Here is a 13,746-nt window from a genome sequence, read left to right as displayed (position 1 = left end):
TCTTGAGGGTCTATCAAATAGTAATATTATCCTATCTTATGGATTAACAAAGAAAACAATTAAAAAACCATATCTTATCATATTTAATTAAAATAATCTTTTATTTGTTTAATTTAAAACATTGTTGACTATTGCATATGGACATTTGGTTCATTTTTGTATATAATACATGTGTATTGTAGCAGAGTAGATATTGCGCGTTAAGTGTTAGAGGATGGGAAGTTGCCTCTAAACGAAAAGCAGTAAGCTTGCGGTGTAATATTGCTTCCGCTGTTGCATAGAGAAAAAGATGATAGAACCTTTTTTCTTTTTATGTAACCAATACGATTATATAAAAAGAAGGGAGGTTTTTTGTTGATGCATAAATATACAAAAAACGATGTGGTGTTGCTCCTTTAGCCGAAGTAGCTTTATTGAATGACATTAAAAGGAGGACATATCATTGAATAAAAAATACGCAACACGCGATTTGATTGCTATTATCGTACAGACAGGTTTACTTATTGCTATTGCTCAAGTTGTTAAACTGATTAGCAGCACTTATATTTATATAGCCGGTGCACCAGCTATCCGCATCAGTTTCTCTGGACCATTTACTGGGATGCCAGGTATCTTATTCGGCCCTTTAGTTGGTGGTATTGCAGGCGGTTTAGGGGATATTATTGGGTATTTACTTAGACCTCAAGGGGCATATATCCCATGGTTTACTGTGACAGCTATCCTTGGTGGTGTTTTAACGCCTATTTTTTGGATAACCTTTCGAAAAGTTAATGTGAAGCGTTTACAGACAACCTGTATCGTCCTATTTGGTGCTATGGGTATGCTTGGTATATTTAATCATATCATGGTTACTTTCTTACCTGATAACGGATATGCCAGCTATTTACTTGGTTTAGGTAAAAACAAAGCTTTTACCACACTAGGACTAGAAGTAACTGCTGCTGTGGGTTTCTTACTTTTATTTGTTGATTATGTGATGAAAAAAAAGTTAACAGCTAATTATGTGCACGATAATTTTCTGAAACTGCTGATATCTGTTGGTATATCAGGTCTTATCGTCACAACCCTTAATACACAGATTCTACGGATATTTATACCAGCATTATCACAAAAAGCATTTATAGCATTTTGGATTCCACGGGTCATTGAAGAATTATTTATGTCTGTCTATATTGCTTATATGCTTTCATTCTTGCTTCATTTGTACCATAAGGTTTTTAAGCCTAATCGGTTCATGTAATACCAGCCCCTTTAACATAATAGACATGTTAAGGGGGTTTTTTAGATAACGGGGCAGCTAAATCTTTTCAATTATGGAAGAATATACTATAATAATATAATAAATCTGTACATGAAGGGAGAGAATGGTACATGGCAACTATACACGATATCTCTAACACCTTGCATCAGTTAGAGGTAACATATAGCCAGTTATCTTGGGTGGCTTATACAACAGGGTTTGATCAAGGGGTAAACGAAGCTTATGAAGCGATTGTGAAGCATTTAGAAAACAAGGCTCATTATGACACCATCCTAAAAGCTCTTGAGGGGGAAGTAACACCAAAAGAAAAACGGGAACTGATGTTGTTAAAAAAAGAATTTCAGCCCTTTCATCAATCGGAAGCTGTTAATGCTTTACAATTAAAAATCAGCAAGAAACAAAATGAGCTCATGCAGGTCATCAATACCCATAGAAGTGTTTTAAATGGCCGTGAGATATCCAGTGTGGAGATTCAACAGATACTCACCACGGAAGAGGATCGTGAGAAAAGAAAAGCCGCATACATGGCTTATAATCAAATTAACGAACCCCTCTATGAAGCTGGCTTTTTAGACTTAATCAACATGCGGAAAGAATTAGCCTCACTCAATGGTTTCAAAGATTTTGTTGATTATAAATTGGATGAATGTGAACTGGAACCAACCTTATTTGATAGTTGGCGAGAAGAACTAAACGAACTTCTACCAGAAATCAAAAAAAATCGAGAAGACATGGCTAAAAAGTATCTAAAGGATACCGTCATCTACCCATGGGACGAAGCTTATGTCTTATCAAAGATTGCACCAACCCTTAATACACCAACCAATATGACTCACTTTTATACGCATTTGGTGAACTTCTTTGATAAGTTTGGTATTGACTTAACGTCTTATAACATCACATATGATGTATTTCCTAGAACGAATAAATCGGAATGGGGTTATAACTTTCCAATCGAAACGGGAAAGGATTCCCGTATATTAGCCAATGTAAAAGATAAATATAATGAATATAATGTACTATTACACGAAACAGGTCATGGTATTCATTCTTTCTTATTAAGTCCAGATGACATCATGCTAAACCGAGGTGTCAGTGGCATTATATCGGAAGGTATTGCTAACCTGTTTCAGGGCTTTATTACGGATAAACTATTTTATGACGATTTATTAAGTCAAGAAGGTATTGAAGAAGAATTCCATGGACTAAAAGCCTATAATAGACTTAATAGATTTAGAGATATTTTTCGTATACTTTTTGATCAGGAATTTTATCGTTCAGAATTGACATCTCTTCATGATATATACGGTATGTACTGGCGTATCTACAAAGAGTTGTTCGATGAAGAACCATTTATGGATACGCCACCTTGGGCTTATATCATCCATTTTACATCACACCCTATCTATCTTCACAATTACTTCATGGGCGATGTGACATGTGCCATGCTGAAAAAAGTATTTAAGAAGCGATACGGTGTTAAGAACGTTGCAGATAATCCCAAAGCCTTTGGTGAATTTTTAAAAGATGAAGTCATATCCCCATCAGGACGTTATCCATACGGTGAGTTATTTGAACGTATTAGTGGTGAGAAGTTTAGGTTAAGTTTTTTATTGGAGTCATGAGAGGAAAGATATGAAAAGAATATATGAAACCGACCGACTAATTTTAAGAACCATTGACACAACGTTTACAAAGCAAGTACTGAACTATTATTCTCGTAATAAAGAATTTTTGAAGGCCTTTGAACCAGAGCGCCCTCCTGTTTTTTATGAGTCTATCTATCACAAGAAATCCATAAAAAAAGAAATGGATCTGATCAATGAGTTGTCCATGCTTCGATTATGGTTGTTTAAGAAAGAGGATACGCTGTATCACAAGACAATTGGCACACTTGCCTTTACTAATATTGTGAGGGGCTGCTTTAAATCATGCTTTTTAGGCTATAAACTGGATAAGGATGAGCTGAGAAAAGGGTATATGACAGAAGCACTTCAAAAAGGCATCTCTATTATATTTGATGAATACAAACTTCACCGTATTGAAGCCAACATTATGCCAAGGAATCTTCCTTCTATTGGTTTAGTAAAAGGTCTGGGCTTCGAGAACGAAGGGATATCCAAAAAATACCTTCAGATAAACGGTGTATGGGAAGATCATTGTCACATGGTGCTACTGAACAAAGACTTAGAATAATAGGGAACGGGTATATGAGATATCTGTTAACATAAAAGCTTTACCATTGTTTGTTCACATAATGTTAACAGTATCAACATGTCTTATACATATTTTTATATTATTATAGTTATTGTAAGATACCTCTTACATATAAATACTCCCCCCTCATCCTTTATATAAGCATCGATATACACTATATCGATGCTTTTTATTTGGCCAACCTCTAGGATGATAGGTCTACAATTTTTCTAGACAATTTCCTTATAAAAGTTAACATAAAGCTTCGCTCCCTCATGTTTGAAGCACCTTACTTTGAAAAAACAACCTCAAAAATGGAACGATAAATGCTGAATTTACAAAAATAGATTGACAGACCCCATTTCATTCTGTATAATCTTTAATAATTCAACTCATTAACCCAATGAAGGGTGTTCAGCTTGATGACACAGCTGGTGAGCATGGATGTATTTCGTGAGCAATGAAGTTCACGCGTCATAGAATGACGTGTGGACTTTTTTTGTTGTATGGCTAACATGTCTAAGACATATGACAGATTGTATACATGATTAGGTGGTTGTATTCCGGAGACAACCGATTGAGATGCAGTAACTCGACATTTTATTTCGAAAGGATGACTATTAAGATGGATGTAACGTATATCATAAACTCCATGTGGGTTCTTGTTGCAGGTATTTTTGTATTTCTTATGCATGCTGGTTTTGCTATGGTGGAGGTAGGTTTTACCCAATCTAAAAATGCGGTCAATATCATCATGAAAAACTTTATCACCGTTTCTATTGGTGTTCTGTGTTATTTTATTATTGGCTATGCCATTATGTTCGGATCAGATGTAGGCGGTATTATTGGCTCTGATATGTTCATGCTCATTGGTCGACCTGAAACCATAAATGGTATTGCTTTTGAATCTTTTTTCTTTTTTCAAGCCATTTTTGCTGCTACTTGTGCTACAATTGTATCAGGAGCTATGGCAGAAAGAACCAAGTTTACCTCGTATATTCTCTTTTGTTTTGTAGCTACCATTGTGATTTATCCGCTCATTGGCCATTGGATATGGGGTGGCGGTTTCTTATCCCAGTTAGGCTTTAGAGATTTTGCAGGTGGAACAGCCGTACATACAGTGGGTGGCATGAGTGCTCTTATAGGTGCTTATATGGTTGGCCCTCGATCTGGAAAATACAAAAAAGACAAAATCATTGCCATACCTGGTCACAATATACCACTAGGTGCTTTAGGGGTTTTGATTCTCTGGTTTGGCTGGTTCGGTTTTAATCCAGGTAGTACCTTGGATATTACAGACGGTACCACCATCCATGCTGCCATAACAACACTACTCAGTGGTGCAGCAGCTACTTTTTCCAGCTTAGTCTTTAGTTTAATACGTTATAAAAATCCAGATGTCCCTCTTACCCTTAATGGTGCTTTAGCCGGTTTAGTGGGTATTACGGCAGGAGCTAATGAAGTCTCTTATATTGCCAGTATTATTATTGGTATAACAAGCGGTGTGGTCATGATTTTATCCGTAGAATTTTTTGAGCAAAAGATGAAAATAGACGACCCTGTTGGGGCAATATCCGTGCATGGCATATGCGGTGCGCTGGGTACCATTGCTGTTGGTCTATTTTCTGTAAAGGACGGTCTATTCTATGGTGGTGGGTTCAGTCAATTGGGCATTCAAGTGATTGGTGTTGGTACAAGCATCGCTACTGCACTTATGCTTTCCTTCATTACCTTTAGTGTTATTAAGAAACTCATCGGTCTGAGGGTAAAAGAACATACAGAGATAAACGGTCTTGATGCTATGGAACATGGTATTTCAGCTTATATTAACCTATAAAAATCAGCTTAAACAATGAAAAGGATGATAAGGAGGTAGTACCTTGAGTAACATGACTAAGATTGATATCATTACACGACCATCAAAATTTGAAGAATTGAAAGATGCGTTACATGACATTGGTATAACAGGCATGACCGTAACACACGTCCTTGGCTGTGGTATGCAAAAAGGTATCACTGAAACCTATAGAGGCGTTCCACTAACGGTGAATTTGCTTCCAAAAGTAAAAATAGAAATTGTGGTGTGCGAAGTACCTGTAGAAGATGTGGTTGATACGACGAAGAAGGTACTTAAGACGGGTCAAATAGGTGATGGCAAGATTTTCATCTATCCTGTAGAAAATGTAATAAAGATTCGCACCGGTGAAGAAGGCGTACAAGCGCTATAACCTTAACATGGAGATGGGTTGTCTTATGAAACATAGAATTAGGGATAGTTTCTTAACGTCGTAAGATGACCCTTATCTTGTTAGGCTAGTCACCAAATTCAACAATATGTTGGCGATACCGTACAGGTACAAATTGCCGCTGTAATCTTAGATTTTCTCTTTCTTTAATACTGATATGTTCAAAATAGCCCTTCCACATGTCCTGGAATTGCTTCTCCCGCTCAGATACTTTCACTTCTTCTTCATAAGTAAATTCTGTAATAAACCATGCCTTGGTATTGTATATAACGGCTTTGTTCCTTTTTCGGTCATGAATAATGAATTGCTCATGTTTCAAGCGGTCTGCAAAATGACTAGCTAATAATTCAATGATGTCATGATCTGGAGCCAATGGTGCATAGAGGCCTTTACCCACTTCTTGAAAACGTAAAGTACCAAGAAAAAGGTGCCGTTCTTTTGTGACTTTTGCAGACAATTTATGAACCATGATCACATCTTGATGGGTGCGATGGTAATCAATCTTATACCCCATCTTAAATCCTAATTGAAGATATCTTAAAAGATAACAATCCTTATGATAGTCAGAGGATAAAAAAGTATGATAGACATGACTCATAGCCTCATCAGAAATCTTCGTCATAATGGCGTTATAGACCTTCTTGGCCTTATCTACATCTGTCACTAGACGTTTCTTATCATCAACGAGGCTTAGTTCATAAGTCCCTTCACTATAAATGCCTTCTGCTGCTTTATCATAATAATGGGCATACACACACGTTAATAACCCATTAAATGTACCATCATGCAAATAGATCATGATTATCCCATCCATTCATGTTATCAATCTAATCATAAGCGTGCTAACGTCTTATGGCAGCTGTAATTGTAGTTGCTCAAAAGGCTGAGCAGGTCTTAGGATCTCTTTTATAGAATCGGGTTCCATACTCTTAACACCATAGAACTGACCATTACAGGTGATGAAAAACTTTGCACGTTTTAAAACAACGCCAATTTTCTTAAGGTCGTCATAGGTAATGGCACGTACCTTACGTTGTTTGAAAATACGTTTAGCTGATGTCATCCCAAGACCTGGTATACGCAGTAGTTCATTATAAGGAACCGTATTAATTTCTTTTGGAAATTCATGAATGTGGCGTAATGCCCAAATCATCTTAGGATCAAAATCCAAATCAAAGTTGGGCTCCCTTTCATCGAGCAGCTCCTTTGCGTCAAACTGATAAAAACGTAATAGCCAATCTGCTTGATACAACCGATGTTCCCTTAACATAGGAGGTGCTGTACTTAATGCTGGCAGATTACCTCCCCGATTAACAGGCACATAAGCAGAAAAATACACCCGTTTAAGGGAAAAATTCTGATAGAGTTGGTCGGTGATGGTAAGCATGGATAAATCGCTTTCATTGGTAGCACCCACAATCATCTGAGTGGATTGTCCAGCAGGAACGAATCGTTTGGCATGCCTAAAATGCATGCGTTCTTCTTTTGACTGTGTTATTTGATCTTTTATCTGTTTCATGGGTAGAAACATCTTTTTCATGGACTTCTGAGGGGCTAATAACTGAAGCCCCTTTTCTGTAGGCAATTCAATATTGACACTCATACGGTCCGCCAGCTCCCCAGCCTGTTGAACCAATAATTTGTCCGCTCCTGGTATAGCCTTCACATGAATATACCCTGAAAACTTGTATTGATGCCGAAGAATAAGCAGCGTCTTTACAATCTTCTCCATGGTATGATTAGGATTCTTCTCGACTGCCGAACTTAAAAATAACCCTTCAATGTAGTTGCGTCGATAGAATTCAATGGTCAGCTCAGCTACTTCTTCAGCGGTAAAACTGGCTCTAGCCACATCATTACTCAATCGGTTAACGCAATACTCACAATCATATACACAATAATTCGTCAGTAATATTTTAAGCAAAGATACACAACGCCCATCGGCAGACCATGTATGACAAATACCTGCTGCTGATGAATTGCCTATTGTACCTGTATTATTCTTACTAACACCGCTTGATGCACAAGAGACATCATACTTAGCTGCATCCGCCAAAACTTGTAACTTTCTTAAAACATTATCTTTCATTAATATCACCCATACCAATTATACCAAATGAACAAAAAGAATGCAAACATATGTTCGCATTTTCTTGAAATCATTAACATCTTATGAAGCTTGTAATATGAAAAGCCTCCTTATTGCTACATCATGTCTATCATACTGCTGGTTGATTTTTTATTGCAAAACGATTATTTATTTTTAGAATGGCTTTCAAGTTGTTTATGTTAACTATTATTTATTTTTTTCCGTATTATATACAAGTTTTCTTAAGACTTTTTACATGAAGTCTAAGGTTCTAGAACAAGCTTAAATCTATCATCACTGACTCCCATTAAAGCTAGTCATATATCTACCTCATTAAAGATTGCTTACCCTAATGATACAGATGTAGTGTAAATACACTTGGGTTTGATGCTTACCTAACTTCCTCATATCATCACCACATGAACAAATAGAACTTTGACCTTGACAAATAAAATAACTCTTGATACTATAACATTATCTTGAAAAAAGAAAAGGAGAATAAGATGATTAATATATTTTTAGCTTAGTCAGATGAACTGAATATAAAATTTCTTGATAGAAATTTTGAAAATGTATACACGCTTATCCTAGTCTTATATCGGATTATAGGTATGTTTGTGCATGCATGGCTAAAAATAATGAATGGAAATCATCCTACATCGTATCTTACGGTGACCCTTAATATTGGCATATTACGCATATCCCTCCAAGTGGGATTATTTATAGAATAATAAGCTATAGGTTGACTCGATCAACTTATGGCTTTTTTTAATGGTGAGGTCTGTAAATGCTGTATGATTAGCCCTGTATGTCTACCATCAAATACTTGGATAAGTCATTGTTAGGAGGAAAACCATATGTCGTTATTATTAAAAGCCAATCATATTAAAAAAGAATACCAAGACCGTCTCATTTTAAAAGACGTGAATTTTCATATTGTAACAGGTGAATGTGTGGGGATTGTTGGAAATAATGGGGCTGGTAAAACAACCCTTGTGAACATCATAGCTGATGACATATCCATGGATGATGGCCAACTTATGTGGCACGATAAAACCCATACTATTGGGTATCTTCGTCAATCATCCTATTACACGGAAGAATCTTTCAATGCTTTAGTGAACGCACATGATGCCAGCCATATTCAGAATTTCTTTGAAACCTCTCATAAATTGGGGATGGATACAACCATGGACATGAATCAGACTAGACTATCCAAACTGAGTGGTGGCGAAAAAACCAAACTGGTGCTCTCTCAGATTTGGGCAACCAACCCAAGTGTCCTAATCTTAGATGAACCCACCAACCACATGGATTATGATGGGGTACAATGGCTGATTAAAGCCCTTCACCAGTTTGTTGGAACCGTTATTCTTATATCCCATGACCGCTATTTTATGGACCAGGTTTGTCAAAGAATCATTGAAATTGAAGAAGGGTTGACCACATCCTACAAAGGGAACTATACCGCTTACTATGAAGAAAAGAAGTTCAGACGTGAAAGCCAGCTTCGTCAATACCAAGAAGAAGAAAAATACCGAAAAGCCCTTGATCGGGATATTAAACAATTACATGAGTGGGCCGAAAAAGGTCATCGGGATTCCACGAAGAAACAAAAGAATAGTACCTCCTCTAAAATGGGATTAAAAGAAAAATTTCGTGCACGTGCTAAGAAAAAAGATAAAGCCGTTAAATCCCGTGTTAAAAAACTCGAAAAATCTCGGGTAGAGGGTGTTGTTAAACCAAAGGAAGAACAGACCATTACCTTCCATTTTAACCCTACATCTAAAAGTGCAAAAGTTCTTGAAGCAGATAATTTAGCCATGACCTTTCATGACAAAGTCCTTTTTTCCAATAGTTCATTTTATGTAAAATCCGGAGAAAAAATTGCACTCTTTGGGAAGAATGGCTGTGGTAAAACAACGCTGATTAAGCTTATATTAGATGAGATAGTACCAACATCAGGTCATCTTAGGGTAAATCCAAATCTGAAAGTTGCTTACCTCAGTCAAGATGTGGGTGACATGGATAAAGATCTTAGGGTTGTTGAGTATTTTTCCTACCATAACAATAAAGAACAAGGCTTAACAAGAACCTTGCTCACCAATATGGGTTTCACCAAAAAAATGATGGTTACCAAGGTAAAAGACCTGAGCGTGGGCGAAAAAACCCGTTTAAAAATTGCAAGTATGGTCTTATCGGATAATAATATCCTTATACTGGATGAACCCACTAATCATCTGGACCTACACACCAGGGAAATGCTTGAAAAGACTCTTAGTGATTACAACGGTACCATTATCATGGTTTCACACGACCGCTATTTATTAGAAAAACTATGTGATAAGGTGCTCTACTTCAAAGATAACCGCATCATGCGTTCAGAGTACACCTTTAAGGCATATATGACCCGCAAAGAAACCAAAAGCATACCCCAAGAACAGATAGACCAAGACTTAACAAAACGGCGTATGATTATCGAAAATCGTATCACCACCATCTTGGGTGAATTAAGCCACTTGGCCTCTGATAGTGAAGCTTATCAAAACCTTGATAAAGAGTTCAAACGCTTAATCAAAGAAAAACAGAGCTTGAACCCATAAGCTGATATGTGATGCTTGGGCAAATAAAAGACCTACTCTTTTCTTGTGTGGCGAAGACCTCTACATCAAAACACTATTTCTCATTTTGTAAAGTGAATTTATCGGTAGAAAGTTTCCTTAGCTCAAATGAGAAAGCTCCTACTTCATTTGTTAATTTGAGAACTTTCCTAAAGGACAAGAAAAGAGTACGGTTTTAACGAGTAATATAACATTTAGATTTGTTTCACCACTATGATGGACGATAACTTACTAACTTCCAACATTCCCATCTTATTATCTGCTTATAAATGGGGTACGTTCGTTGCATATAATTTCGTATTATGCTTCAATTGCAGCCTTCTGCTGGTTAATTTCTTTAATAATCTCTGGATCAAATTTCGGCTGCCTATGTGCATAGGTATACAATCCATTAACTTCTTGCTCCACATCGTACAACTGGGTGTAGCAGAAAGCACAAACACCTTTATTGAATAATAATGCTTCTGTGAGGCCTTTGTATCTTTCAATAAATGCATCTTTTGTTTTGGGTGCATCACCGTATCCCCATCCATTATCTTCACCTACAGCCCACTTTATGCCTCCGTACTCACTCATAAAAAATGGCATGCCTGGCTTATACTGTTGTTTTTCTCTATTTTCTTCAGGAATACCGTCATGGTTTAATGGCTCAAGAAACGTCTTAAATATTTCCACATCTTGGGTATAGTCATGGACATCATAGATATCGGTCATCACATGATGCCATCCACTAGTATCAATAACAGGTCGTGTTGTATCATACTGTTTGGTCATCTTATACATGAGGGCAACCACATCATCATCTTGGTTGTTTTCGGTTTCATTATAGAAACACCAGCCTATAATTGATGGATGGTTAAAATCTCTTTCTAATGCTTCCATCCACTCACCTAACGAATGTTTAAGCCCCTCTCCAGAAGATATGTCTAGACCCCAATTAGGGTACTCTCCCCATACCATATAACCCATACGGTCTGCCCAATATAAAAATAGGGGTTCAAAGATTTTTTCATGTAAACGTGCGCCATTAAAACCCATATCCATGGCTATCTGTATATCTTGTTTTAAATGATCTTCTGTAGGGGCTGTGTAAATACCATCTGCATAAAAACCTTGATCCAATACCAGTCGCTGAAAAACAGATTGATGATTAAGATGTATCTGATTTTTTATAACGTCTATTTGCCTCAATCCGAAATAACTAAACACTTCATCCACTACTTCACCATGGTTTACGATCTGAATGGTCATATCATAGAGACGGCCATGACCGGGTTCCCACACATGTTTTTCTGACAAAGGCACATCTAGCGTAAAAGTGGAACCGCTAAGACGCTTTACTGCTTCCCCTACTTCTTTGCCTTCATAAGAAGCTTTGACTCTTATTTCCTTATCCTTACTCATACCACATATGGTGCCTTTAATCCCTACACATACGTCATGAACATTGGGGTATACTTTCATCCCTTTTATATACGTTAGGGGTACACATTCCAACCAGACGGTTTGCCAAATACCTGTTGTCCTTGTGTAAAAGCAACTAAAGGATTCGTAATAAGCACTTTGTTTTCCAGAAGGCTGAGTCTGTGATCTTGTATCGTCTTCTACGTAGACCATCAGGTCATTATCGCCTTCTTGTACATAATCGGTTATATCCCATGAAAAGGAACTGTAACCGCCTTTATGTTTTCCAACTTTATGACCATTAACCCAAACCTGTGTGTCATAATCAGCAGCTCCAAAATGTAAGATTACCCGTTTCTCTACCCATGCCTCTGGTAACACAAACTCCCGTTGATACCATACGGCAGGGATAAAATCCGTATAACCTATTCTTGATAAAGGGCTTTCTGGACAAAAAGGTACTGTAATTTGTCCTGATAAGCTTTTACTTTCGTATTGTTTTCTATCCATGCCACTTTTACTAAAATCCATCTCAAAACCCCACGTACCATTTAGATTCATCCATTGCTCCCGCTTAAAATCAGGTCTTGGATGCTCTGGACGAGGTACTTTTTCCTTTAAAGTCATGGTATAACCTCCTTTTATAAACTTATTAGTTCATTAATTAATGTTTTAGTTATGCTATTATCATAATATGAAACCATGGATTTGTCAATAAAAATGTAAAACACGTATCACCTCTTTCATCATAGGCTTCTTAACTCTATTATGCTATAATGAGGACATGTATGCGCTACGTAAACCATATAAAAAAAAGATAACACGTTGTCACCATTACGGTAGCAAAACATCTGTGATACGTCTCATAAATTGACGTAAAACCATCTGCGTCATATAATAAGTGCTATAGGATGTTAAGAAAAAGGAGAGCCTTATGAAGATACATGTTTCATCCAAGAATCTAAAATTTTTTCAATGTTTTTCTTCTGAAACAAAACTAAAGATCGTGGAATTACTGGCTATACAACCAAGAAATATTGGGGAGCTTGCTTCTATGCTGAGTGTTTCATCAACCATTATTACACGGCATATTAACGCTCTAGAAGATGCCCATGTTATAAAAAGTGAGTTAAGTCCAGGCAAAAGAGGTTTGCAAAAAAAGTGTTCCCTTGCAGTCAATGAAATATCCCTTCTTTTTGATTCAAAAGAGAAAGCGTCCATGCCCACATCATCCATAGCCATACCTGTAGGCCAATTCACCAACTATCAGGTGGCACCTACATGTGGCATGGCATCTCCAGAACAACTTATAGGCATGGTGGACGATCCCCGATACTTCAGCGATCCTAATCATGTCCATGCTCATTTACTTTGGTTTGCACAGGGCTTTGTAGAATACACCATACCTGGCTATATCTTCTCACACAACAGTCCCGTGACATCCCTTATGATATCACTGGAATTATGCTCTGAGTTTCCTGGGTATAAAGCAGATTACCCTTCGGATATTTATTTCTATTTAGATGATGTATCCCTTGGTTTCTGGACAAGCCCTGGGGATTTTGGCGGTAAAAAGGGCATCTATACACCTGATTGGTGGACAAGAGGAACCGAATATGGTTTATTAAAAACCATCTGCATTAATCAAACAGGCACTTATGTTGATGGTACCAAAATGTCTGATGTTACGTTGGATGCTTTGCCTATAAGCGCTAACCATAACCTAACACTACGAATAGCTGTTCCTGAGGACGCTAATCATGTAGGTGGTATCACCCTTTTTGGTAAAGGTTTTGGCAATTATAATCAAGACATCATGGTTGAAGTGACTTATAACAAGTAAAGTATAGAGAGTAACTATTTCTAAAAAACAATACAAAAGGTACGCGATAAAAGTTATCCTTCTATCGCGTACCTTTATGCTACATG

At 37.1% G+C, this 13,746-nt stretch carries 10 protein-coding genes and 1 riboswitch; of the genes, 7 read left to right on the top strand and 3 right to left on the bottom strand.

What is annotated here, in order from left to right; all coding sequences use genetic code 11:
- Positions 1-180: 180 nt before the first annotated feature.
- Positions 181-275, top strand: a riboswitch (THF riboswitch).
- Positions 276-442: 167 nt separating this feature from the next.
- The 5 genes from HZI73_RS02385 (at position 443) to HZI73_RS02365 (ending at position 5,685) form a co-directional block, all read left to right on the top strand.
- The gene (locus HZI73_RS02385; RefSeq protein WP_212696663.1) at positions 443-1,240 is read left to right on the top strand and encodes an ECF transporter S component; all 798 of its coding nucleotides are present in this window, start codon (positions 443-445) and stop codon (positions 1,238-1,240) included.
- A 131-nt stretch (positions 1,241-1,371) separates the two neighbouring features.
- A complete protein-coding gene (locus tag HZI73_RS02380; protein ID WP_212696662.1) occupies positions 1,372-2,886 on the top strand; it encodes a M3 family metallopeptidase in 1,515 nt (504 codons plus the stop codon).
- A gap of 10 nt (positions 2,887-2,896) precedes the next feature.
- Positions 2,897-3,457: a GNAT family N-acetyltransferase gene (locus HZI73_RS02375; RefSeq protein ID WP_212696661.1), complete on the top strand. Its 561-nt coding sequence runs from the start codon at positions 2,897-2,899 to the stop codon at positions 3,455-3,457.
- Between the two features lie 625 nt (positions 3,458-4,082).
- Positions 4,083-5,294, top strand: coding sequence for an ammonium transporter (locus HZI73_RS02370; RefSeq protein WP_212696660.1), 1,212 nt, complete (start codon positions 4,083-4,085; stop codon positions 5,292-5,294).
- Between the two features lie 52 nt (positions 5,295-5,346).
- Entirely contained in the window at positions 5,347-5,685 is a 339-nt protein-coding gene (locus HZI73_RS02365) for a P-II family nitrogen regulator (protein ID WP_212698681.1), read from the top strand.
- 85 nt (positions 5,686-5,770) lie between these two features.
- On the opposite strand, the gene HZI73_RS02360 is transcribed toward HZI73_RS02365, so the two are convergent.
- Together HZI73_RS02360 and HZI73_RS02355 are read right to left on the bottom strand one after the other, a co-directional pair.
- Positions 5,771-6,502, bottom strand: coding sequence for a TIGR03915 family putative DNA repair protein (locus HZI73_RS02360; RefSeq protein WP_212696659.1), 732 nt, complete (start codon positions 6,500-6,502; stop codon positions 5,771-5,773).
- Positions 6,503-6,553: 51 nt separating this feature from the next.
- The gene (locus HZI73_RS02355) at positions 6,554-7,792 is read right to left on the bottom strand and encodes a putative DNA modification/repair radical SAM protein (protein ID WP_212696658.1); all 1,239 of its coding nucleotides are present in this window, start codon (positions 7,790-7,792) and stop codon (positions 6,554-6,556) included.
- Between the two features lie 857 nt (positions 7,793-8,649).
- On the opposite strand from HZI73_RS02355, the gene abc-f reads away from it, so the two are divergent.
- Positions 8,650-10,395: a ribosomal protection-like ABC-F family protein gene (gene abc-f / locus HZI73_RS02350; RefSeq protein WP_212696657.1), complete on the top strand. Its 1,746-nt coding sequence runs from the start codon at positions 8,650-8,652 to the stop codon at positions 10,393-10,395.
- 318 nt (positions 10,396-10,713) lie between these two features.
- Here abc-f and HZI73_RS02345 read toward each other — a convergent pair whose 3' ends face one another.
- Positions 10,714-12,444, bottom strand: a complete 1,731-nt coding sequence (locus HZI73_RS02345) for a glycoside hydrolase family 2 protein (protein WP_212696656.1) — start codon at positions 12,442-12,444, stop codon at positions 10,714-10,716.
- A gap of 307 nt (positions 12,445-12,751) precedes the next feature.
- On the opposite strand from HZI73_RS02345, the gene HZI73_RS02340 reads away from it, so the two are divergent.
- Entirely contained in the window at positions 12,752-13,660 is a 909-nt protein-coding gene (locus tag HZI73_RS02340; protein WP_212696655.1) for an ArsR/SmtB family transcription factor, read from the top strand.
- Positions 13,661-13,746 lie beyond the last annotated feature (86 nt).

The sequence above is a fragment of the Vallitalea pronyensis genome (assembly GCF_018141445.1).
Classification (GTDB): domain Bacteria; phylum Bacillota; class Clostridia; order Lachnospirales; family Vallitaleaceae; genus Vallitalea; species Vallitalea pronyensis.
Note: the sequence above shows the minus strand (reverse complement) of the source record. Positions and strands in the feature narration are given on the sequence as shown.